The organism is Kitasatospora humi (assembly GCF_020907985.1).
GTDB classification, from domain to species: Bacteria; Actinomycetota; Actinomycetes; order Streptomycetales; family Streptomycetaceae; genus Kitasatospora; species Kitasatospora humi.
This window is the reverse complement of record NZ_JAJJPA010000018.1, coordinates 79,764-103,536: the sequence shown is the minus strand read 5'-3', so window position 1 is coordinate 103,536 and position 23,773 is coordinate 79,764. Positions and strand designations below refer to the sequence as shown.

Sequence of the window (23,773 nt, the reverse complement as noted above, 5' to 3'; positions counted from 1 at the left end):
GCTGATGCGGGGGCTCCCGGCGGACGCGCTGCTGCGCCGCGACTCCAGCGAGGTCGGCTCCGACCGATGGGGGCTGACGCAGGAACTGCTCGCCCAACTGGTCGAGGTCGTCTCGGTCGTGGCGGCCGAGCGCCGCCTCAAGCAGCCCGTCGACCTTCCCCGCCCCGCCCACCTGCGCCCCGCCGCGAGCGAGGCCGGGATGGGCAGGGCGGTCGGTGTGCTGCGCGGCTCCACCCGGAAGGTGGTGGCCGGTGGCCGAAGGTGACATCGATGCGGGCCGGCTGCTCGTCGAGGTCGTCGCGGACGCGGCCGGGTTTGCCCGGCAGGCCCGCAGCCGGGTGGAGGCCGCCACCCGCAACCTGACGGCGCAGGTCCGGTTGGAGGTGGACGCGGCCGGGCTGCGCGAGCGGATCGAGGCCGCCGCCCGCCGGGCTCGTGCCCGCGTGCAGGTCGCGGCCGATGTGGACGCCACCGCGCTGGCCCGCAAGCTCCGGGCGGCAACGGCGCGCGGTGCCACGATCAAGGTCAGCCTCGACCTGGACACCGCGGGCCTGCGGCAGAGGGTGCGCGCCGCAGCCCAGAGCGCCACCGCACGCGTACGGCTCGGGCTCGACCTGGACACCCGGGGCCTTCGCACCCAGGTGCGGTCGGCGATGGCCGGCCTGTCGGTGCGGGTACGCGTCGACCTGGACACGGCCGCCGCCAGTACTCGACTGGCCGCGTTCCGCGCCCGGGCCGAGCGGCCGGTTCGGGTTCCGCTGGACGGCGGCGGCCGAGGCCCCACCCCGCCTTCCTCCGGTAGCGGGGGAGGTCTGGCCGAGGCCGTCGGCGAGTTCGGCACGGCCGTGGCCGGCCTTGTGCGGCTGCCGGCGATGGCCTCCGGTGCGCTGGCCCTCGGCCAGGCGCTGACCCAGGCCGCGGCCGGGCTGTTCGCGCTCGGCTCGGCCGCCGCGCCCGCAGCCGGCTTGCTGGGGGCGCTGCCTGGCGCGATGAGTGCCGCTGCCCAGGCCGGTGGCACCGTGCTGGCCGCGTTCCTCGGCATCGGCGCGGCCGTCAAGGCGCTCGGCCAGCAGGACACCGCCGCGGCTTCTGCCGGCACGGCCGCCGCCCAGGCCCGCCAGGCCGCCGCCGACCGGGTCGCGGACGCGCAGCGGCGCCTGGTCACCGTCCAGCAGGACGCCGACGAGCAGGCGCTGCGCGGCTCCGAGCAGGTAGCGCAGGCCCGCCAGCGTCTGGCGGACGTTCAGGAGCAGTCGGCCGCGCGGGTGGCCGCCGCCGACCGGCAGGTTGGCTTGGCCGAGGCGACCCTGGCGCGCGCCTACCAGGCGACGGCCCGCGCCCAGGAGGACCTGAATCGGGCTCGGCAGGAGGCCCAGCGCAGTCTGGAGGACCTCAACCGGGACGCGGCGCGCGCCCCGCTGGAGGAGCAGAAGGCGCTGCTCGGGCTGGAGGAGGCCCGTCGCCGTCTTAACGAGACCAACGCCTCGCCGTTCGCCTCGGAGACCGACCGGCGCGAGGCGCAGATCTCCTACCAGGAGGCGGTCAACCAGCTCGAAGACGTCCGGGTGCGCAACCAGCGCCTTGCCGAGGACGCCCGGCGCGCCAACGAACAGGGTGTCGAGGGCAGCGACCAGGTCCGCTCCGCCAAGGAGCAACTGCTGCGCGCCCAGGAGGCCGAGCAGGACGCGGTACGCGGTGTCCAGGACGCCGAGCAGGAAGCCGCGCAGGCCCGTGTTGAGGCGGTGCGGCAGGTGCAGGCCGCGCATGCCGACCTGGACCGCAGCATCCGCGAAGCGGCCCGTGAGCAGAAACGTTCCGCCGAGCAGATCGCCGATGCCCAGCGGGAGGTGTCGCGGGCGCTGCGCGACCAGCAGCAGGCCCTGGAGAGCCAGGGAACGGCCGCGAGGGCCGCCGAAGCCGCGCTCGACAAGCTGTCTCCGGCCGGGCAGCGGTTCGCTCGGTTCCTCAAGGGCACGGTCATACCGGCCCTGACCGGGCTGCGCGACACCGCGCAGGAGGCACTGCTGCCGCCCCTGCAGTCGGCCATCGACCGGTCCCTGGTCCTGCTGCCGATCTTCGACAGCGCCCTGGATCAGACCGGCCGGGTGCTGGGCCAAGTCGCTCAGCGCGGCGCCGAGATGGTCACCTCCGGGCCGTGGAGGGCCGACCTGGCGCAGACCGCGGCCACCAACACGCGCGTGATCGGCACCCTCGCCGGTGCCGGGCTGCAGGCAGCCGACGCGCTGCGGAACATCACCGTGGCGGCCGCGCCGCTTGTGGAGCGGCTGTCGGACGGCACCGCCCGCGCCATCCAGCTCGGCGCCGCCTTCCTCCAGGCCCAGCGCGACAGCGGCCAACTGGCCGTCTTCTTCCAACGGGCCGGCGACACCGGCGCCCAGCTGTGGGGGATCCTGCGCGACGGCGCGCTGATCCTGGTCAACATCGGCCGGGCCGCCGCCCCCGCCGGCCAGCAGCTGCTCGACTCCCTGTCCGGGGTCCTGGCGACGGCCCGTCAGATCAGCGGCGAGACAGCCACGCAGGACAAGCTGCGCGCCTACTTCGCCAACACCGTTCCCGTCGTCCAGGAGCTGGGCCGGCTGCTGGTGGCCGTCGGGGCCGCCTGGTTCAACTTCACCAACAACCCGCAGCTGGCGCCGCTGATCGCCAAGCTGCGCACCGACTTCCTGCCCGCCGTCGAACAGGTCGCCGGGGCGCTCGGCAACGGGCAGGTGTGGGGCCAGCTGGTCAGCCTGCTGACCACGGTAGTGGGCATCGCCGCCGAACTCGGCGGCCTGGGCAACACCCTGTCCGGATTCCTGTTCGTAATGCAGGCCGTCGCCGCCGCGGTGCAGGTGCTGCTGTCGATCCCCGGCATGGGGCCGTTCGTCGGCGCGCTGCTGACGATGGCCGGCGTCGCGGGCGGGATCATGGCCGTGGGCAACGCGATCGGCGCAGTGCGCGGGGCGATGACCCTGCTGTCGGCCAATCCGATCATGCTGATCGTCGCCGCGGCGGCCGCCCTCGTGCTGGCCCTCATCACGGCCTACGAGAGAAGCGAGTGGTTCCGTAACGCCGTCAACTCCGCCATCGGCGGGCTGGTCAACGGCGCCCGCGCGGCCCTGCAGGGCTTCGTCGACTTCGTGCGCTGGATCTGGCCAACCCTGTCCGGCACCTTCGGCGTTCCGATCCGGTTCCTCGTCAACACCGTCTACGACGGCGGGATCCGCCGGGTATGGAACTGGATCGCCGACAGCTTCGGCCTCGGCAAACTGCCCAGCTTCACCGTGGCGTTCGCCCGAGGCGGCGTGGTGCCCGGCTACGCGCCCGGCCGCGACACCGTCCCCGCCATGCTCTCCCCCGGGGAAGGGGTCCTGATCCCGCAGGCCGTGCGCCAGCTCGGCGGCGCAGGCGGCATCACGGCCCTCAACGACGCCGCCCGCGCTGGACGCCTGGCCGGCGCCGGCGCACCGGTTGCCGCGTTCGGCCTGGGCGGCGTCGTTGACTTCGTCGGCGACCGGCTGCGCGGCTGGGCCGCCGACGCCCTTGGCAAGGCCCTCAACCCGATGCGCGGTCTGTTCAACTGGATGCCCGACACAGCGTGGGGCCAACTGCTGCGCGGCATGGTCAACCGGGCCGTGGACGGAGTACTCGGCTTCGTGCGCGGCTACGCCGACGGCGGCGTGGTTCCCGGCTACGCCCCCGGCCGCGACAGCGTGCCCGCGCTGCTCTCCCCCGGGGAAGGCGTCCTCACCCCGCAGACCGTTCGCAACCTGGGTGGCGCCGCCGCCGTCACCACCCTGAACTCCGCCCGCGGCCGCGTGGACACCGCCGAGACCACCAGCCGCATCGGCACCGTCATCTCACCCGGAGCGATCGTGCAGTACATCACCAATCCGGCGCCGGAGACACCAGGGGAGACCGTCAACAACCGGCTGCGCGCCCTGGCCGCGTTCGGCCTGTTCGACAAGGAGGGCGCCTGATGGCGCGCGAACGCTGGCTGGTGGACGGCTGGGAGCTGACCGACGGCCTGGTCCGGGACGTGGAGTACCGCGCCGGACTCAATACCACCCCGGCCGTCGTCGGCGCGAACGCGGCCGTGCCGAACCGGATCGGCGAACTGTGGCGGCCCAAGCACCACGGTCCCGGCAAGTTCACCCTGGCCATGTGGCTGGCCCCGGCCGCCGGTGGCTGGGACGGAGTCGAGCAGGCGTGGGAGGACCTGCTGCGCGCCTTGGTCCGCCCGCACCGGCTGCTGACGTTCGAACGCCACACCGCCACCGGGCAGATCCGCCGCTGCCAGGGCGAAGTGCTCTCAGCCCTGGCCCCCACCCCGCTCGGCCAGTCCGGTATGCGCGTCAGCGTCGAGGTGACCGTCCCCGCCGGCTACTGGCAAGCCGCCGCCCCGGTCACCGCCACCAGCGCGCCCGGCACGCCCGTCCCGCAGGCACTGGCGCTGACAGCGTTCGCCGACGCCACCGCACCGATGGACAACCTCGCCTACCGCATCGACGGGCCGATCACCGCGCCCACCGTCACCGACACCACCGACGGCCCCGGCCACGACGGCGACTCCTTCACCTACACCGGGCAGATCCCGGCCGGGCAGTGGCTCACCGTCGACTCCGCCACCTGGCAGCTGATCGGCGGAGGCGGCTTCACCCCCGACGCGGCCCGCCTCAGCAACACCGGGCCCGCCTTCCTGCGCCTCGCTCCCGGCCGGCCCGGCAGCCCACCCAGCGTGCGCCTGGACGGCACCAACACCGCCGCCGGCACCCGACTGACCGTCACCGGCCGCCCCACCTACCTGGCCTGAAGGACCCAACCGTGGCCGTCCACCTGCGCGTCTACAGCCCCACCGGGCCGCTGCTCGGCCTGCTGCCCTACCCGGCGGACGTCAAAGTCCAAGCCGAGCACAACGGGCCCGGGGCCCTGACCTTCACCTACCCGCGCAACGCCCCCGGCGCCGAGCTGCTCGCCGGGGACGACCCGCGCATCGCCCTGGTCCTCGACGGCACCGAGCAGACCGAGCGGTACCTGCTGGAAGACGACGGCGACGACCCGGCCGACGACGCCGGACAGGCCCGCCCGATCCAGGTCGGCTGCCGAGGCGCCCTGGCCCTGCTGGAGCGGGCCGTGATCTACCCAGCCGGACACACCCCCGGGCAGACCGTGCACGGCCTGGACCCGCACTTCCCATTCACCACCGCCAGCCCCGGCGCGATCCTGGCCACCCTGCTGCAGCGCGCCCAGTCCCGCGGCGCGCTGACCGAGCTGCGCTGGGACTTCACCGCCGCCGCCGACAGCGCGGGCCGGGCCTGGCCCACCGCCTACACCGCCCAGTACGACGCCGGCACCGACCTGCTGAAGACCGTTCAGGCCATGACCGGTGCCGGGTGGGCGGACGTGCGGATGGACGGCTACCTGCTGCACGCCTACGTCCCGGACACGGTGTGCGCCGCCGACCACCCCGGCATCGTGTTCTACCTCGGCCGCGACGTGCTCAAGGGCCCCCGCCAGCGTTCCCGCCGCGCCGTGCGCAGCCACCTGCTGGCCGCCGGCGACAGCGGCACCCTCGCGGAGGTCGCCAACCCGACCGCCGCCGCCCGCTACGGCCGCCGCGAGGCGTTCGACGGCCGTGGCGGCATCACGGATGCGGCCACCTTGGCTGAGCTCGGGCGTGTCACCCTCGCAGGGCTAACCGCCGCCTCCGAAGGGTTCACCATCGAGCTGGACCCCGCCGCCACCTCGGCCAGGCCCGGCATCGACTACCGGGTGGGCGACTACATCCGCTACGACCAGCGCCGCACCGACCCCACCACGTTGGAGCCGCTGCGGGTGCGCACCATCGCCACTACCTACGACGCCACCGGCCAGCCCAGCAGCAGCCTGGAGCTCAACGACCTGTTCGTGGAGCAGCGCCTGCGCCTGCAGCGCACCCTGGACGCGCTGACCAACGGCTCCGCCACCGCCTCCCGCACCCCGCTGCCCCCACTCGGAGACCGCAACGACACCGTGGCACCCAAGGCCCCGGACTCGGTGCTGCTCGGGTCCTGGGCCTACCTGGACGCGGACGGCCAGCAGCACGCTGCCCTCGCGGTCTCCTGGCCCAAGGTCACGCAGAACGCGGACGGCACCGTGTACGACGACGCCGGCAACTACTACGTCTCCTACCTGCTGCCCGGGCTGAGCATCGGCGGCCAGCCGGCCCAGTGGTCTGCGGAGCAGGCCGTCAACGGCACCATCGCCCACTACGACCAACTGCCCGCCGGGCAGCGCGTCCAGGCCCGGGTGCGCACCGTCGATGCCTCCGGCAATTCCTCCCCGTGGCAGCTGTCCGAGCAGACCATCCTCGCCTCTGACACCACCCCTCCGCCGGTGCCCTCCGCACCCGTGCTGGCACCGCTGATCGGCGGCATCCGCGCCACCTGGGACGGGCGTGGCGCCCAGGGCGAGGAAATGCCTTCCGACTTCGCGGCCGTGGAGGTGCATGCCGCCACCGCCGCCGGCTTCACCCCGAACGCGGCCACTGCCCTGGACCGGTTGCAGGGCGCTGGCGCGGCACCGCTGACCGGGCTGGCCTACGGCAGCACCTACTACCTCAAGTTCGTCGCCCTCGATCGAGCCGGCAACGCCTCCGCCCCCTCCGCAGAGATGTCCGCCATCCCCAGCCAGGTGATCGGCGCCGACCTCGCGGACAAGATCCTCACCGCCGGCAAGTGGGCCGACGTGGAACGCGCCAGCCTGCAGACCACGTTCTTCACCGGCTTCATTTCCGACGATGCCCGCTGGGTGAAGACCGCTGCCGACACCGGCGCCACCTGGACCAGCCTGGCCCGGCCCGACGCGCCCACCGGAGCCCGGGCCCTGGCCGTCAGCCGCATGGTCCGCTTGGAGTGGTCGGAGAACCTGGTGCTCGACCCCGCGGTGCTCTACCGCATGTCGATCCGGGTCCGCCAGGTCGCCGGCAGCCCCGCCAAGGTCTCCGCCGGGGTGACGGGCATCGCCGCTGACGGCACCACTCGCATCAACACCGCCGGCGCCAACACCGTGGACCAGCCGTTCACCATCGCCGCCTCGGACACCGTCCTCACCCCCGGAGCAGGCTGGGTGACCCTGACCGGCTTTCTCAAGGGCTACGGTCCCGCCGCCGGACCGTTCTGGACCACCCAGCCCGACCCGCAAAAGCCCGTGACCCTCCACCCCAACGTGCGGTTCGTGCGCCCGCACCTGGTCGTCAACGTCGACGGCGGCACCAGCGCCGCCACCGAGGTCGACATGCTGACCATCGAAGCGCTGGAGTTCCCGGCCAACGTGATCGGCACCGTGCAGATCGCCGACGCCACGATCGTCGGCGCCAAGATCGCCCAAGCCACCATCCAGGACGCCCACATCGGCACCGTGTCCGCCAGCAAGATCACCGTCGGCTCGGTCAAGGCCGACATGACGATCGCCGCACGCATCAAGACTGCTGACACCGGGGCCCGCGTCGAGCTGAACTCCGGCGGCATCGGCGCCTGGAAAGCCGACGGCACCCAGACCGTGGCGATCGCCGGCGCTGACGGCTCCGTCAGCCTGATCGGCCAGCTGCGCAGCGGTGCCGCAGGCCAGCGCATCGTCATCAACCCATCGGACACCAGCCTGCCGGAGATCCGTTTCTACCCCACCACCGGCAACAACTACGGCTTCCTCAACGCCGTTGGCACCGGTACCTCCGTCGCGGTCGGCCTCAACACCGGCACCTTCACCGCCAACGGCCTCGCCTCCACCCACCGCCTCTACATGACCGACTCCACCGCCTCCCTGGAGACCGTCCGCAACGACACCCAGGCCCGCTGGGGCGGCCTTTGCGGCGTCACCCCAGGGGGCGCCGGCCTCTACCACGTGACTGACCAGCTCCACGGCTACCTGTACGTCAACCAGGACGGCGCCTGGCTCGGCCGGCGCAACGGCGGCGTCACCACCGAGCTGTGGATCAACGCCGAGGTGATGAACTACCGCGGCCGGTGGAACAACTACGTCGCCATCGAGAGCAACTACGGCCTGTTCACCGGCAACTTCCAGGGCAGCAACTGGCAGGCGATCTCCCTGGGCTACGGCGCCACCATGGCCACCGACATGATCCCAATCATCACCCTGCGAGATGGCAACGCCTACCGCAACTGGCAGGTCACCTCTACCAACAGCACCGGCTTCACCGTCGCCCTCAGCACCTCCAGCCCCAACGGCGCCTTCGGCTTCTGGTGCTTCCGCGTCTGACCCGAGAAGGAGACTGGGCCCGTGCTCGACACCTACGAAATCCTCGACACCACCCGCATCCGCGTCGGCGACACCGACTGCTGGCAGATCCGCCAGCGGCGCCCCGACGGAGGCCACCACCTCACCGTCTTCCCCACCAGCGCCCTCGAGTGGCGCGCCGCCGAGTACGGCATCGACCACACCACCCCCGACGGCCTGGAGCAGATCATCGACATGGTGCTGCACGAGCCGTTCATCCCCGACCCGCTGCTGCACCGCGACCAGGACCCCGCAGCGGCCAAGGGCCACACCGCCGCCTCCACCCAGGCCATCCACGGCCTGTCCCTCGGCGACGAGGCACCGGTGACCCTGTTCAACGCCCCCAGCCGCGCCCACGCCCGACGAGCCCACCAACTGCGCATCGAGCACACCAAGCGCACCCGCATCAAGGTCGTCACCCCGCCGGCCGCCACCACCCGGACCGGCACTGGCCACACCGCCCCGGCCGCAGCCCCCAGCGACCCGCTGCACCAACTGCGCACCGAACACGGCATCACCGCCCACGGCGTGGCCGCCAAACACTCCACCGTCCAGCAGGTCCGCGCAGACCTGGCCGCCCGGCTCGCCGAAGCCACCGGCCAGAGCGGACCGGCGGCCGTCTTCCCGCAGCAGCCCGCCGGCGGCACCTGGGACGCCTCCCTCGCCGCCCGCGACCAGGCCCACCAGGAAGGCAGCCAATGAACCACCTCCCCACACCCGAGCAACTGCAGCACCTGCTCGGCCACGCCGAGCGCCGCCGCCTCACCACCGCCGAGGCCGCCCGGCTACGCGCTGGCGTCCAGCACCTCATCCGCCAACTCGCCCTCGCCGAACCCCACACCGGCCCCGGCCAGCCTGCCGGCCTGGCCGACGCGTCCGAGAGCAACTGACCGACCGCCAGGAGAATCGCCGATGGACCGCTACTCCGAGCCCGTCACCGTGGACGCCGAGACCTACATCGGCCTGCTGCGCACCCAGCTCACCGAGGCGTGGGGCAACAGCCAGGCCGAACTCGTCCTCGCCAAGGCGGAGAACGCCCAGCTACGTACGCTGCTCGCCAAACGAGACCAGCAGATCGCCGACCTGAATGCCGAGAAGCCGGCAGCGGGCTCGACGCGACCGTAGCGGGCGGCCCGTCTACGGTCCTCGCCTGTGGAACGGCCGGACAAGCACACGCCCCCGGCGCGGCGAGCGCACCGCAGGAGGACCCGTTGGCGCCAGATCACTGGGCTGAAGACCCTGCGCGACGCCGTGCTGTTCCTGCTCGGCACCGCCGTGATCGTGCGCGAGGTGTGGAGCCCGCCGGCCGACCCCAGCCTGATCGTCACCGGGCTGACCCTCACTGGGCTGCCCGCCGCGCTGTCAAGAGACGAACGGCCACCGCGCCGATAGACCCCGCCGCCCCAACCTGGCGGATCCTGGCCCGCTACAAGGCCACCGGCTCCTACCTGGCGTGCGCCGCCCTCGTCTTGATCGCCACCTGGCCGCTCTGACCGCCAACCCCGACCCGCATCCCGTGAAGGAGAAACCCACCCGTGAGCATCCTCAACGACACCGAGGCATGGGGCCTGCTGCTGGGCGCCGTCACCCCGTGGGCGACCGCCCTGATCCAGCAGCCCACCTGGTCCAAGTCGATCCGCACCCTCGTGGGTGCGCTGGCCTCCGCGGCTGTCGGCATCATCACCGTGCTGGCCCGCGGCGACATCGCCCACGCCCAGACCGCCCTGACCACGGTGGCGCTGGCGATCGTCGCCTCCAAGTCTTTCTACGACGGGCTGTGGCAGCACACCGGCGCCAAGGCGATGGAGGTCGCCACCGCCAAGGATCGGCGTGCCGGATGGTAAACGGCCTTCGGCTACCGCCGGCCATCCCGTAGAGTGACAATGAGGCCGCCGGGCCAACCGGCCTCGTGCTCCGGCAACCAACCCTTCGGGGCTGTCTCCTTATCAGGGGAGCGCGAGGACCCGGGCGGGATTCGCACCCCGCGGGCCTGGCGGCCCTCTCCTTTCCAACCTCCTTGCTCTCACAGCGCATTGATGCCGTGGTGGGTGTTCCCACGAGCCGCGTTCGCACGGGAGGCTGGGCGCAGGCAGCCACACCGGGGCCTGCGAACCCCGGTGCCGCCAAGGAGACGACAGGAAGGCGCCGTACGGTGACAACTACCCAGCAGGATAGGCTTGCTGACACCGAGCCGCTCACCCCGCTGACCGACAACCGCGCCCAGGTGATGATCGAGAACCCGGACCAGGTCCTGGAGATCACCGGCGCCCAGCGGTTTTGGACGAAGGCGCAGCGCTCAGCGTTGGCCTCGATCGGCCTGGCCAACGCTCCCACCCACGAGTTGGTGGCTTACTTCCACATCTGCAAGAGCACCGGGCTCGATCCGTTCCGCCGCGAGATCTACTACATCCAGCGCAAGCGCCGGATCGGCAAGCGCGAAGAGCTGTACTACACCGCGCAGACCGGTATCGACGGGTTCCGGCACATCGGGCAGCGCAGCGGCCGGTTCATCCGTCGCGTCGGACCGTTCTGGACTGGCCCCGAAGACGACCCCGCGTGGTGGACCATCGGCGAGGACGGCATCAACCGCCGTCGCTGGGTCGACGTGTGGCTGGGGAAGGGGCTCCCGGCCGCCGCGATGTGCCGCATCGAGCACTACAGCATCGCCGGAGACCGCACTGTCTCCCAAGCCGTCGCCCTGTTCAGCGAGTTCGCCGTCACCAAGGACGAGTGGGCGAACAACCCGCACACCGGGGAAGGCGAGCGCACCGGCAACAAGGTGCTCTCGGGCCTGTGGCCCACTATGGGCGTTCACATGATCGGCAAGGTCGCCGAGGCGCAGGCATGGCGCATCGGCTTCCCCCGCGAGCTGACCGGCATCTACGAGCACGACGAGATGGGCCGCGCCGACCAGGAGCAGCGCGAGCTGGCCCGCGAGGACGCCGCCGCCCGACGGCGCACCGCCCGCGAGAACGCCACCGTGCCCGAGCCGGTCATCATTCAGGGCGGCCTCGTGGACACCACTACCGGAGAGAACCAGCCCGGCGAGCAGGACGGCGGTGACCAGCTGTCTGGGGACGAGCCGCCCGGCGCCGACGAGCTGCGAGCCGAACTGCGTGCCTACGCCAACGCCATGGGCAGCACCGTCACCACCCTCACCCAGCGGTGGCGCAAGTCCAGCGGCAAGAAGATCGGCGAAGCCACGGTCGAGGACCTGCAGCAGCTGCTCGACGGGCTGCGCGACCACGCCGTTACCGCGCTGCGCCAACGCCACCCGGATGCGGCCGAGCACCTGACGGCGGGTGGGCTGCTGGTGCGGCTCAACCCGGCCGTCAACGCCTGGCTCACCACAGTCTCCCGGCACTGACCCTCCCGGCCCGGTCAGCCGCGCCACCCCCGCTCATGGGCGGCGCGGCGCTGAGCCCTGCACACCTTCCGGAACCTGCCATGACCGACCTCATCCAGCGTGCCCGCGAACTGGACGCCCGCACCCCGATCGGACCGCGCCTTCTGTACTGCCGCTGCGGAGCAGCCCGCCACCAGCACCGGGGCGCCAAGCACACCGGTGCCCACCCGCCCACCGATTGCCGCCGCTACCGGCGCGACCCCGCGGACCTGCTGCTGGAACGCGCCCAAGACGGCGCCCACCAGGGCCTCGGCCAGGACCTGGCGACCTACGACCGCACCCACCGCCGCACTGGCCACAACCGCACCAACCGCCCCGCCGGAACCTGGTCGATCGGCGCCTCCGACACCGCCTCATGCCGCCGGGCCATCCAGTACCGGGAGAGGCCGCCCGTCGACTACACCCCGGCGCCTGCCGACAAGCGCGCGGCCATGGCCGGCACCCTGATTCACGACTCCGCCGCCGCTCGCCGCCGCGCCCTGTACCCGTGGCGGCTGTACGAGCAGCCCGTCATCCTGCCGGGGCTCGACCGGCCCAGCCACTTCGATGAGTACGACCCGATCACCGGCGTCCTCTACGACTTCAAGACGGCCGGGGACTGGAAGTGGGCGAACGTCGGGGACAACGGACCACCCGAGGCGGAGTGGGACCAAGTCCAGCTGTACGGGTTCGCCCTGACGATGGTGGGCCACGCGGTCCGCGAGGTGCGGATCATCTATCTGGAGCGCAAGAGCGGCGTGGATGAGGAGTTCGCCCGGCCCTACGACGAGGCCACCGCCCGCCGCGCGCTGGCCCGGCTCACCGCGATCGCCACTGCGCTGGACGTCGGCGCGGAGCTGCCCAGGGACCGGTCCGGGCCGAGTACCGATCCGATCTGCAAGCGCTTCTGCCCGGCGCGGGTGCACTGCTGGAACATGACCGAGGCGGAGCAGGCTGGTCGCTCCCCGGAGTCCTTCACGCTCGTCGAGGACCGCGCCGACATCGAGTGGGCCCTGGCCGAGTATGACCGTCATCGCGCGGCCAAGTCCGCCGCCGCCAAGCAGCAGGAGTTCGCCCAGGTACTGCTGCTGGGCGTCCCCGCCGGCTCCTATGGCGAGTTCGAGTACGACAAGACCAGCGACCGGCTCAACGACCCGGAACCGGACCCGGTGGCGCGAGCCCTCCAACTGGAGGAGTTCTGGGATTATCCGGCGGACCAGCGGCCAGCGCTGTCCGAGCTGGACTATCCGACCAAGCGCAAGAAGGTCTCTGGCCGGACCGTGGTGCGCCGTGTCCGCGCGGCCAAGCGCGACAAGGCCCGCCGCGAGCAGGGCACCTAAGAACGCCATGTGCACCCCGCGCGGCGGCCCGCTGGCGGCACCGGTCCTTGCCGGACCTGGTCCAAAGCTGCCGTGCCCGCCGCCAGGACGCACCGTCCGGCGATTCCTAACCTTCCGGCCGATCAGTCGACTTGAAAGGCACTCCTGGCCATGAGCATCCCAGCCAGTCCCTGGTTCACCGCCCGTCCCCCGCTGCCGGTTGCAGCGCCTGCCCGCATCATCGACACCCCCAGGGAGGAACCGACGCCGCTCTATGACCAGCTGGTGGCCGAGCGTGGGGACCCCTTCCGTGACCTGGGCCCGCGCGGGGTGCGCCTGCGCCCACGCCGTGAGGACCAGGCGAGCGTCGAGCTGCCGGGAAGCAGCCAGGACTCCTAGCGGCCAGAGCCGGCGGCAGAACTCCTCCATCGCTAGCCCCTGGTTCGCCCCCCGACCGGCGCCATCGCACGCGACCCGATGACCGTCATCGCGGCACCTACTCACCGGGGTAGTCGATCCAAGCCGTCATGTTTGGCAACATAAACAGAGTGTCTTGCGACCAGGACATCTGTCCAGATGTACATGGCCGGATGCTTCAACAACACATGCCATGTTTCTAAATACTTGCACAGTGTCTCTCCGACATGCCATGCTGACGGCATGTCACCTGGGGTGAGGACAGAGAAGTTGCTCTGGCAGAGCATTCGATCCGTTGCGCTCGCGCACAAGCTGGTGCCGGATGTGCCCGGCATCTACGCCTACTCGGAGCTCGCCGAGTTCCACGGTCTGGCCGTCGCGCACCAGTGGATATACATCGGCCAAGCGCTGTCCCTGCCGACAAGACTGGCCCGCCACCAGGTCCGCACCGAGTCCAACAGGCAGCTCAGAGACTGGCTGCACCGCCCCGGAGAGAGGCAGCTCTGGTACGCAGAGGTTGACCCCGCCGATCTCGACCGGGTGGAGCGGGACTTGATCGCCCGCCTCCAGCCCCGCTTCAACCGGACGCGCTACCTGCAGCACGCCCAGTCTGCTTAAGCACCATGATTCCCGCTGATATCCAAGGAGAGCGCATGGACACCCGCTCCGCATCCGACCTCGCCGCAGAGATGGAGGAGCTCACGGGGCTCCGCGAGCGGCAGATCAACATGATCGCCCGCTTCCTCGACGACTCGATCGCTCGAGACGACGCCCTGTTCGTGGAGGTGGCACAGATGGGAGGAAGCCCCTCCTACATCGCCTCGGCCTCCCTGGAGTGGATCCGCAACCAGGTCAGCCTGGCGAACACCATGCCGCTACTCAAAAAGAGCATCGACCCGGAGACGGGCAAGCTGCGGATCGACGAGGAGAGCATCGAAGCCATCTCGCAGCGAGCGATCGACTGGTCCCGGGAGGCAGTGCTCGCCAAGTACCTCATCGAGCGCGACAACCACAAGTTCCCGCCGATCCTCGTCGTCCTCAGCCAGCCGTGGGTCGACGACCCCGACAGCGACATGTGGGATGAAGACGGCTGCGCGAAGGAGACCTCCGCGACCTTCCGTGCCCTCGACGGGCGCGGCCGTGTCGGCATGCTCGAACTCGGCCCGCAGACCCGCCTGTACGCGTTCGACGGCCAGCACCGAGTCATCGGGATCGACGCCGCGCTCAAGCTCATCACCTACGGCCGGCTGGACGTCCGGGACAAGGAGGGCAAGGTCAAGCGCGACGAGGTCCTCCTCCTCGACGCCATCGTCGCCGAGCACAACCTGGACGAAGCCCAGCTTCAGCAACTCGGCGCCGAGCGCATGGGAGTTGAGATCATCCCCGCGGTCCTGAAGGGGGAGTCTCGCGAGGACGCTCAACGCCGAGTGCGGAGCATCTTCACGCATGTGAACAAGCAGGCCTCGCCGCTGACCCCCGGCGAGGTCGCCCAGCTCGACGAGGACAACGGGTTCGCCATCGTTGCGCGACGCGTAGCCGTGGAACACCCCCTCTTCAAGACCGCCAAGAGCGCTGTCAACTTCAAGAACAGCACCATCTCCAAGCGCTCAGCCCACATCACCACGCTCCAGACCCTGACGGAGATGGCCAAGGGCTACCTGCTCGCCGACAACCACTACAGCGACTGGGAAGCCAAGGGCCGCGAACTCGCACGCCGGCCAAGTGACGCCGAGCTCGTAAGGGGCCGGTCGGACTTCGCGCAGCTCTGGGACTACATCAACGAGATGCCTACGTTCCAGGCCATCAGCCGAGGCGAGTCCGCCTCGCGGTTCCGCCGCTTCGGACACGAGGTGGAGCGAGGAAGCGGCGGCGGAAAGGGACACCTCCTCCTCCGGCCAGTGGGTCAGCAAGCAATGGCGCAGGCCGTGGGACTGCTTCGCGCTGAAGGCATGCATCTCGACGACATCTTCAGCAAGCTCCACACGCTCGACAGCCGTGGTGGCCTGAAGCTGGACGCCGTCGAGAACCCGTGGTGGGGGGTCCTGTACGACTTCAACGGCCAGCGCATGAGCATCAAGGGGCGGGATACCGCGGTCAAGATCTTCCGTCACCTGGTGTCGGGCCTGCCGACTGACAAGGAGCGGCGAGCGCTTCGGGACCTCATCGCCGATGCCCGTCTGGTCGGAGAGCACGAATACCGCGACTACTCGGGCGAGGTCGTCCAGCGGAACAAGATCAGTTTGCCCGCCACGATCTGAGAAGACGCCGATGCTCGGACCGCTTCCGGCGCTGGGCAGTCGTCGCAAGTTGGAGGAGCACAGCACCTCTGTGGGCATGGGCACTTCCCTGACGCCAGAGGGGTGCCCGAGTCCCTGAGACGAGCGTCGCAAGAAGAATCTGACGAGCAGTGAGGGGCAGAGGAACAATCAAGTCCCATAACAGGTAGAGCACTTCGCCACGAACAACAAGTGGTGCTTCGTACGCTGGAACCACCTGCTGATGTCGGGGCCGACCATACGGCGGCCCCGGCCAAAGGGACAGCAGGCCACAACCGAAGAGGGCTTGACGCACGGCCGTCAGGTACCGGAAAGGCAGTAGATGCCTCAGCTCAACGAGGCACGCCAAAGCGTGCTTCGCCGCCTGTACGACATGCACGACCGCGGGGCCCAGGACGTTCAGCGCCTGGAGGTCCTCGACACCGCGCTCAGCCTGACGCTCGGCGAGCGTCGCGCCGCGGAATGCCCCAACTTCCTGCTGCGCAACGTGCTTCGTGACGCCAAGCGGACGCGCGACCGCGCTGCCATGGTCGCCCGCGAGCGGGCCGCAGCACTTCCCCTCCCGGACGCCCACCGCCGGCGTGCCTACCAGCTGCAGGCGGACGGCAGCGAGGTAGCGGAACTGGTTTCGCACGACACCCCCGAGGAGCGCGCTCTCGTGGGCGAGACCATCCGGGAACTCGACTCCTATGCATACCAGTTGGGGCGGCATGGCTCGGCCTGCTGGGCAGGGCTTCTGGCCGGTTGGACGGCCGCCGAGACGGCCGCCCGCGCAGGAGTGTCGATTGCCACGGTTGAACGGGCTTGGAAGAGCATCCGAGCACATGCCCGCACCCTCCTGGTGGCCACTGCCTGATCGCATCACTGTGGATCAAGGCTCCCTCGGGCGTCCCTGTGAGGCCGGCGAACAGCGTCTCGCGTACCGGTTCACAGCAGCGGTCCTGCGCCAACTGCTGCCGACCGGTCTGCTCGGTGCCTACATGCTGTTCGACGCTAGCTCAACTGCACTAACGCCCATCTACATTGGCCGATCCGATGCCTGCCTACGGACGCGCCTCATCCGCCATCCACTGCTGGGCACCGCAACGCATTTCACCTGGGCTCCCGCCCGCACGCCACGAGGCGCCTACTGGTTCGAGTCGTACTGGTACCACCGACTGCGTCGGGAGCAGTTCCCGATCGCCAACCAGATCCACCCGGCCACGCCGGCACGCGCCAACTACCGGTGCCCCTTCTGCCTTGATGACTCGGCGGCTTGGCGCCACGTCCTGCATACAAGACTTCTGAACTCCGAGGAGAGTCCCCGTGATTGACACGACGCAGACATCCGACGTCATCCCGGTCATGCTGAGCGGCCAGGCCCTCACCAGCCTGCGCGAGTCCGGCTACACGCTGTCGACCGCGATCGGTGAGGTTGTGGACAACAGCATCGAGGCGAACGCCAACAGGATCCAGATCCTGATGGAGGAGACCACCAAAGGCCGCAAGAAGACCATCGACCGAGTCATCGTCATCGATGACGGCGTCGGCATGGACGACAACATTCTGCAGCACTACCTGCAGCTCGGTTACTCCACCCGCTTCATGTCCGACAAGACCATCGGCAAGTTCGGCATCGGGGCCAAGTTGGCCGGCCTGAGCGTTGGCGAGCGCATTGACGTGTGGTCCCGGGTCGCTGGCGACGACCGCATTCGGCACGTGGAGTTCGACCTCCAGGACGCGCGCAGTGCAGAGAACCGCGGCGAGCAGGTCGGCATCTACCCGCCAGACGATAAGCCGCTCCCCGCCCACCTGGAGCCCTGCTTCCCGGAGGGCACCGGCACTCTGCTGATGTGGTCGAAGATCGACCGTGCATCCAACGGGCGCGGACAGAGCACCCCGGATGCCCTACGACTTGAACTGCAGAAGGAACTCTCCCGCATGTTCCGCGAGTTCCTCTACGGCGGGATCAAGATCGAGGTTGACACAGTCCGCCTGTTTCCTCACGACCCCACCTTCCTGCGGGCCGGCTCCTGGGCTGATCACGTCCTCACACGGGAAGTGGCGCGGGTGCAGGGCCTTGTTCGTGACGCTGACCTTCCGGACGACCACTTCGCCGGACACGTCTTCTTCAACGAGTGGGTCGCCGTCGACGGCACAGACCACAAGGTCCGCGTCGTGATCACGCTGGCGCCGCGAGAGGTTGTCCGACGCAGCGGCGTGGGTGGCGACAGCTTGGCGAAGAACCTGAGGATCCCCGACAACGAAGGCATGATCAGCTTCATGCGGCTGAACCGCGAAATCAGCTACACGATCGTACCGAAGCTGTTCCCCGGAGGGATCAAGACCCCGGACCGCTACATCGGATTCGAGGTCCACTTCGATCCGACGCTGGACCGCATGATGGGCGTGCGCAACGTTAAGCGTGGCGCCGAACCGTCGGACGAGCTTCGGAGGACGCTCCGCACCGTGGCCGAGCGTTGGATCCCCAACGCCCGTGCGGAGCTGCAGAGCATCTGGGGGGAGATGGCGCGCGAGGAAGCGAAGGAGTCAGGCGAGCACGCGCCCATCAACAAGGCCCTCACGGACGCCGACCGTTCCCTGCCGAAGGGCAGGGTGAAGGAGACTGTCTCGGAGGAGCAGCAGCTCGATCTGCTCAGCGAGCTGGCCCGCGATGCGGGCAAGCGGAGCGAGGAGGAGCGCGCCGCCTATGTGGATAAGGTCAAGGAGATGCCGTTCGTCATCGAGACGGTCGACTTCCCCGGAACCAACATGTTCGAGATCACCCACGTCAACGGGCAGTCGCTTATCCGCCTCAACTCGCGGCACCGCTTCTACAAGGAGATGTACGCCCCGCTGCGAGCGTTGTCGCAGCAGGATCCGACAACGGTCACCACTCAGCAGGCTGCGGACACTGCGCGCAGGGCGGCCGAGGCGATCACGCTCCTGCTGGTTGCCTATGCCCGCGCCGAAGCTCAGCACCCCGACCCGGCAGAGCACTACGGGGATCTTCGGCAGTGGTGGGGCAATCTGACCGACAGGCTGCTGTTCAAGGTGAAGGACGTCCTCGACTGAGCCAAGAGTCTGGCGGACCCCTGTGCTGGTTTGGGGGCCCGCCAGACTCACATCACGCAGCTACCGTCATGACCAGGTCGTGCACACTTTCAAGGTCCTGGCGTCCCGCGAGGTACCCAATGCCACGGTGGAGATGGATCGTCAGGGTGCGAGAGACAGCCTCGTCGGTGGGCTCCTCGCCGTCCTGAAGACAGCGCGCCTTGATCAGGGCGAGGTAGATGTCGCCGTACTCACTGCCGGCGAACGTCTTCCAGTCCATCGTGACGTTGGAGTCGGCAACGATCTCCCGGACCAGTGGTGTCGATGAGTCCTGCAGAGAGAACATCAACGCCCACCGGCACAGGACATTCCAGTGCTTGATGCCCGTCACGCGCTTGAGACGGACCAGCTGGTCCTTACCGGTCTGTGACAATTTGATGTGATCAAGCGACATTCGGAACTCCGGTCGTCCAGAAGTAGCCCTTGTGGACCGTGGTCGTGAGTGCAGCGTCGTCATGGACAAGGGTGTAGGTATGAGCAATCGACTTCTTGAGGCGGTTGTACAACTGCTCGTCGATCTCCTCGTCCGTTGACAGCAGAAGAACCTGGTCGTTGGCGTGCGGGAAGTACCGCTCCACCAGGTGCTCGCGGTGGTAGCTGTCGAGACGTCCGAGCGGCGTATCGATCACGCTCGGCAGTTCGTTGCCGGCTACACGAGCCACTCCCCAGAGAAGGGATACGGCAAGGAGCTGCCGCTCTCCGGCAGAGAGTCGAGCGCGGTCCAGGGGCTCACCATCGTTGCCGATGAGGTTCAGCGTGTACTTGTCTGTGTCGATATTCAGGTCACGAATGAGGCCGGACTTCCGCATGAGCTGACGAAGACTCTCAAGGACGGCTACCTCAAGCTTGTCAATGCTCTCCGCGATGAGCCCCGCCGCGTACCTCGCCAGCGTGTCTCGTGCGCGCTCCGTATAGTCCTCAAGGCGCTGCAACTCGTTCGAGGTGCGCTCTTTCTTGGCGTTCTCCCTCTTGGCGCGGTCACGCGTGATCTGGAGTTCAGCGCGCCGAGTCGTTGCCTCCTCTTGAGCCTCTGCCGCCTTCGCGATGAGAGCTTCAAGCGTTCCGACCTCCAGCAGTGCTTCGTCGCGACTCTCCATCAACTCCGTGATGGCCGTTGCGGCTGTCCCGCGGTCCTTCTTACCGGAGGTGGCACTCGCAAGGAGCTCATCGACAGTGTCGCGCTCAGCAGACAGGTCGTTGGCCCGCTTCACGAGCTTCTTTGCAGCTGTCCAGCTCCCGGCCAGGCTCTGGTCGAGTGAGCTCAGCTGGACGAGCATGTCATGGGGGAGATTGAGCTGTCGCGGGGACAGAGCATCCTGGTTCCGGCGGTCGCGATCTGACTCCAACTCGCGTGCGATGTCCGACGCGGCGGTGGCCGGCACTGCCTTCTCCAACAGCTCGACCAGCCACTGGTCTCGCTTCTCCAGTGCGTCCAGAACCTCTGCTGCCTGCGTTGCGGTGTGCTCGCGCTGGGCGTGCTCGCGGACCGTGGAGAGCAGATCCTTCACGAGCAGAAGGGGGAGCGGGCCGCCTGCGATGGCCGTTCGCAACTCTTGCTCGACTTCTTGGAGCTGCTTCTGGAGCTGCTTGCTCTGAGCGGTGAGCTCGGCGTGCCGCTCGAAGACGGCTCCGCCCTCCTTCTCAAACCGCTTCTGAGCGTCGCTCAGTTTGTTCTTGGCCTTTTCGAGCTGGGGGTTCAGCGAAGCCATTTCCTGCTTGGCTGAGTCGACCCTCTGCTGCGCAGCCTGCAGCTCAGCCTCGATACTGTCGATAACGTCCGAGGCTTGCTTGTCGGAGTTCCGCTCTTCCTCTGCCCGACGCTGGACGACGCGCAGGTCAGTCCGCAGCTGCTCAACTAGATCGACACCGAGCAATGACTGGACAGCGGACTTGATGACGTCGGCTGAGCGCTGAGGGTCGGCCAGGGCCTCGATCTTCTCGCCATCAAAGAAGAATAGAGAGGCGACATCCAGCGGAAGAATCTCATCCACGTGGTCAGTCCAGCCTTGGCTGAACATCCCGTTCGGGTTCTTGCTGCCGTTGAGATAGACCTGAAGGAACTCGCGAACCTTGTCATCCTCGATTCGCCACTTCCTCTCTACCTTGTAGATCCGCTCCTCGCTGTCGGCGATGATAGAGAATTCGACAGTGACAGAGGCGCCAACACTGGGGTCGGCGGAACGGTTGATGCTGTCCCGGAGGTACTTATGGTAAGAGCCCCGGGTGGACTGGGAGCGCGAGCCGTAGAGTGCAAGCTGGATTGCCTCCAGCAGCGTGGTCTTTCCGCAGCCATTCAAGCCGCCGATCAAAATGATCGGCTTGTTCTTCTTGGTGGCGAGGACCAGAGACTGCTCTCCGCGGTAGGCGCCAAAGTCCCGGAGAGTGATCTTACGCAGGTGCATTGGTGGTCTTCTCGCTCGCGTCCGTGGAGTTTTCTGTGGAAGGTTCGATCCCTAGGTTTTCAAGTTGGAAATCAAGGGCGTCCTGCGCGTCCTTGTAGTATCCCTTCTTGATTGCCTTCGCCAGATTGTCGTAGAGCCCAGCCCGGCGACCCATCTTGCGGTAGTTACGCTCAACGGCCAGGAGTTCTCGGAGGGTGGAGTAGTGGAGCTCGTCGCCATCGCACACCTGCTTCAGGATGGCCATGTTGTCGGCTTCCAGGGCGAGGTGCGCGTCAACGGGCCGCCCCGGGAACTTCTCTCCGGTGATCTTCTCGTACAGCCCGGGGAGGATGTCCTCGACCTCGTGCTTGTCGAAGACCCAGATGCGCCGGATCTCGTGCAGCTCCTCCATCGTGATGAGCTCGATGTTCTGCACGTGTGCCGGCGCGTTCGTCCGGACGTGGTTCTGGGCCTCCAGGAGCTGCTTAAGCCAGTCTGCTCGGGCTTCCTGGGTGTAGGGGCCGTGGATGACCCGGTCGCCGAAGAGCTGGACCTGGCCGTTCATCCGGCGGAAGTCGCGCAGTGGCTTGTCGTCGGGCACGTCCAGCCTGTTGCGGAGCTCGAGAAGGGGCTGCATCCACAGCTTCTCGTCGTCGTTCGAGATCATCGCGGACATGGACTTGTCCTGCTCGACCAGCGTGCAAGTCCAGCAGCCGAACCGGCTATCGCCACAAGAGGGCGTGGTGTTGTCCACGACCAGCGGGCACTCCCCGTCGCTGGAGGCCCCTTGGTACATGGTGAGCAGGTCCTTGTTGTTGTGCCCCCAAGGGTTGGCCTGCTGCATCAGGAACATCCACACCTCGTCGTTGGTCCAGTCCTCGACGGGGCTGTAGACCAACGAGTTCGGCAGGTTGCCGTTGGGGGACAACCGGTCGCGGACCCGGCGCTTCTCGTGCTTGGCCATGGCCTTCGCGCGAGCCTGGCTCTCGGCCTTGCGGATGCCGAGGACGAGGATCGCTTCACCATGACGCTTGACGACGTCGCGGATGAACTTGTTCGACGGGCGGATCTTGAGTCGTTCCGTGCACCAGCGGAACTTCGGCCGGGGGGCGGGGTAGCCGCGGCCGATCAGGTTGACCCAGAAGGTGTCCTTCACGACGGGAGTGAGGCGATGGGGCTGGATCGGGAGGTCTTGCTTGGCCGCAGCCTCGCTCATGGTCTCGAGTGACTGTGTGACCCAGCTGGCTACGATTGGGTTCTCGACCAAGGTGTCCGTGCTGATCACATGGACAGGCTTGGTCCGCTGCTCCGCCGGCAGCCCCTTCAGGGCGAGCCACACCAGCTGCAGGATCGCGGTGGAGTCCTTGCCACCGCTGTAGCCGACGACCCATGGCACCTCGTCCGCGATATACAGCTCGCGGATCTCGTCGGTGAGTTCACTGACGACCTCCGCGAGTTTCCTGCCCTGGAACGGTGCAGTACGCGTCGGGGTGCTCATGCGTCTCCTCGGTGGCTGAACGCCTCTTCGGCCTGCTGCTCCTCGGGGGTGAGCGGCAGGCCGAGGCGCAAGCGCAGGTAGTTGGTGGTCAAGGCAAGGTTCTGGTGGCTTTTGGATACCCGTCCGCCCAAGATCGCGCGACCGCTCCAATCGGCATTCGACCGACCCCAGTCCACGTCCTTGAGGCGGTTCACAGCTGGCTGCCACCGGACTGGGTCGGTCGACTCCCGCAGGAGCGAGTTGCCCACGCGGCCCAGCGCGTGGAGCGCGAGGCTGTGCGAGTGGAGGAAATCCCGCCGCACGTCGGGGGCGCACAGCGAGCGGTCTCGCACCAGCTCCCACTCGGGGATGGTCCGGTCGACAGCCTCCCAGTATGCCTGTGCGAGGCCGGAGGCTTCCTTCTTGTCGACCTCCAGGCCCTGGAGAAGGGCCTGCGTCCCGGAGTAGATCGCGCTCAGCGTGAACAGGCGCCGTGACCGGCTCGACAGGGTGCTCTGCTCCATCTCGACGCATCCCTTGAAGACGGGTGACTTGAGAGCGAGCAGCTTGGTGAGCTGCGCCAGGTCGTCGCGATGGTCGTAGAGCACGCCGATCGAGCGGGATGGGCGCACTGCGTGGCGGTTGAGGTCGGCGAACATCTGCTGGCACCGTGCGAGCCCGGTGTCATGGAAGAACACCACGGCGATCGTCTCGTCGCCGAGGTCGGGGTTCTCCTGGAGCGCGACCTCGATCGCGGCCCGCCGGTGCTGGCCGTCGTTGATCAGGAACCGTGCGTCCATCGGGATGTGAATCTGACCGATCCGCATGCCGGCGCCCTCGTCGCTGACGCCGCTGAAGCGCAGGTCACCATCGATCGACGCGGTCAGCGCGCTGAACACGTAGTCGCCCGGGTTGTCGAGGAGGTATCGAGTCAGCGCGGGCAGGCGGCCCTTGTTGAGGACGCGCTGGGCGCGCACCTCAGGTGGCAGCCCCTCCTCGTCGAACATGAACATCTTCGGGATCAGGCGTAGCGGGCACATCGATACGTAGAACTCCCGACCAGCCTGGATCCCACGGATGGCCGGGAACGTGTACTCGAAGCCCGTCGATGTCGTTGAGTGCTTCGTCTTGGACGATGTACGTGATCCCAC

General features: G+C 68.6%; 20 protein-coding genes. 16 read left to right on the top strand and 4 right to left on the bottom strand.

All coding sequences use genetic code 11. The annotated features are described in order from the left end of the window. Positions 1–4 precede the first annotated feature (4 nt). The 16 genes from LN042_RS18975 to LN042_RS18900 all read left to right on the top strand — a co-directional run bounded on the left by LN042_RS18975 (position 5) and on the right by LN042_RS18900 (position 18,725). The gene (locus LN042_RS18975) at positions 5–265 is read left to right on the top strand and encodes a hypothetical protein (protein WP_230052453.1); all 261 of its coding nucleotides are present in this window, start codon (positions 5–7) and stop codon (positions 263–265) included. Beyond that, positions 252–3,980 carry a hypothetical protein gene (locus tag LN042_RS18970; RefSeq protein ID WP_230052452.1) on the top strand — a complete coding sequence of 1,243 codons (3,729 nt, stop codon included), beginning with the start codon at positions 252–254 and terminating at the stop codon, positions 3,978–3,980. The genes LN042_RS18975 and LN042_RS18970 overlap by 14 nt, the downstream gene beginning before the upstream one ends. Further along, positions 3,980–4,813, top strand: coding sequence for a hypothetical protein (locus LN042_RS18965; RefSeq protein WP_230052451.1), 834 nt, complete (start codon positions 3,980–3,982; stop codon positions 4,811–4,813). Before LN042_RS18970 ends, LN042_RS18965 begins: the two co-directional genes overlap by 1 nt. Before the next feature lie 11 nt (positions 4,814–4,824). Further along, positions 4,825–8,256 carry a phage tail protein gene (locus LN042_RS18960; RefSeq protein ID WP_230052450.1) on the top strand — a complete coding sequence of 1,144 codons (3,432 nt, stop codon included), beginning with the start codon at positions 4,825–4,827 and terminating at the stop codon, positions 8,254–8,256. A 21-nt stretch (positions 8,257–8,277) separates the two neighbouring features. Further along, positions 8,278–8,976 (top strand): hypothetical protein, encoded by a 699-nt coding sequence (locus tag LN042_RS18955; RefSeq protein ID WP_230052449.1) that lies wholly within the window; start codon positions 8,278–8,280, stop codon positions 8,974–8,976. Continuing rightward, a complete protein-coding gene (locus LN042_RS18950) occupies positions 8,973–9,164 on the top strand; it encodes a hypothetical protein (protein WP_230052448.1) in 192 nt (63 codons plus the stop codon). Before LN042_RS18955 ends, LN042_RS18950 begins: the two co-directional genes overlap by 4 nt. A 22-nt stretch (positions 9,165–9,186) precedes the next feature. Then, entirely contained in the window at positions 9,187–9,399 is a 213-nt protein-coding gene (locus tag LN042_RS18945; protein ID WP_230052447.1) for a hypothetical protein, read from the top strand. 27 nt (positions 9,400–9,426) lie between these two features. Continuing rightward, positions 9,427–9,666: a hypothetical protein gene (locus LN042_RS18940; protein ID WP_230052446.1), complete on the top strand. Its 240-nt coding sequence runs from the start codon at positions 9,427–9,429 to the stop codon at positions 9,664–9,666. Positions 9,667–9,809: 143 nt separating this feature from the next. After that, on the top strand, positions 9,810–10,118 hold the full coding sequence (locus LN042_RS18935; RefSeq protein WP_230052445.1) for a hypothetical protein: 309 nt from the start codon (positions 9,810–9,812) through the stop codon (positions 10,116–10,118). 308 nt (positions 10,119–10,426) lie between these two features. Then, entirely contained in the window at positions 10,427–11,641 is a 1,215-nt protein-coding gene (locus tag LN042_RS18930; RefSeq protein WP_230052444.1) for a recombinase RecT, read from the top strand. A gap of 80 nt (positions 11,642–11,721) precedes the next feature. Next, positions 11,722–12,999: a hypothetical protein gene (locus LN042_RS18925; RefSeq protein ID WP_230052443.1), complete on the top strand. Its 1,278-nt coding sequence runs from the start codon at positions 11,722–11,724 to the stop codon at positions 12,997–12,999. Positions 13,000–13,149: 150 nt separating this feature from the next. Beyond that, entirely contained in the window at positions 13,150–13,377 is a 228-nt protein-coding gene (locus tag LN042_RS18920) for a hypothetical protein (protein WP_230052442.1), read from the top strand. A 261-nt stretch (positions 13,378–13,638) separates the two neighbouring features. Continuing rightward, positions 13,639–14,013: a GIY-YIG nuclease family protein gene (locus tag LN042_RS18915; RefSeq protein WP_230052441.1), complete on the top strand. Its 375-nt coding sequence runs from the start codon at positions 13,639–13,641 to the stop codon at positions 14,011–14,013. A 35-nt stretch (positions 14,014–14,048) separates the two neighbouring features. Next, the gene (locus tag LN042_RS18910; protein ID WP_230052440.1) at positions 14,049–15,653 is read left to right on the top strand and encodes a DGQHR domain-containing protein; all 1,605 of its coding nucleotides are present in this window, start codon (positions 14,049–14,051) and stop codon (positions 15,651–15,653) included. Between the two features lie 340 nt (positions 15,654–15,993). After that, positions 15,994–16,527, top strand: a complete 534-nt coding sequence (locus LN042_RS18905) for an ECF-type sigma factor (RefSeq protein WP_230052439.1) — start codon at positions 15,994–15,996, stop codon at positions 16,525–16,527. Between the two features lie 449 nt (positions 16,528–16,976). After that, positions 16,977–18,725 carry an ATP-binding protein gene (locus tag LN042_RS18900; RefSeq protein ID WP_230052438.1) on the top strand — a complete coding sequence of 583 codons (1,749 nt, stop codon included), beginning with the start codon at positions 16,977–16,979 and terminating at the stop codon, positions 18,723–18,725. Positions 18,726–18,777: 52 nt separating this feature from the next. Here LN042_RS18900 and dndE read toward each other — a convergent pair whose 3' ends face one another. From dndE to dndB, 4 genes are read right to left on the bottom strand one after another with little or no spacing between them, the layout of a single operon-like run. Further along, positions 18,778–19,158 (bottom strand): DNA sulfur modification protein DndE, encoded by a 381-nt coding sequence (gene dndE, locus LN042_RS18895; RefSeq protein ID WP_230052437.1) that lies wholly within the window; start codon positions 19,156–19,158, stop codon positions 18,778–18,780. After that, positions 19,148–21,166, bottom strand: a complete 2,019-nt coding sequence (gene dndD, locus LN042_RS18890; protein WP_230052436.1) for a DNA sulfur modification protein DndD — start codon at positions 21,164–21,166, stop codon at positions 19,148–19,150. Before dndD ends, dndE begins: the two co-directional genes overlap by 11 nt. Next, a complete protein-coding gene (gene dndC, locus LN042_RS18885) occupies positions 21,153–22,643 on the bottom strand; it encodes a DNA phosphorothioation system sulfurtransferase DndC (protein ID WP_230052435.1) in 1,491 nt (496 codons plus the stop codon). Before dndC ends, dndD begins: the two co-directional genes overlap by 14 nt. Next, on the bottom strand, positions 22,640–23,773 hold the full coding sequence (dndB, locus tag LN042_RS18880) for a DNA sulfur modification protein DndB (protein ID WP_230052434.1): 1,134 nt from the start codon (positions 23,771–23,773) through the stop codon (positions 22,640–22,642). The genes dndC and dndB overlap by 4 nt, the downstream gene beginning before the upstream one ends.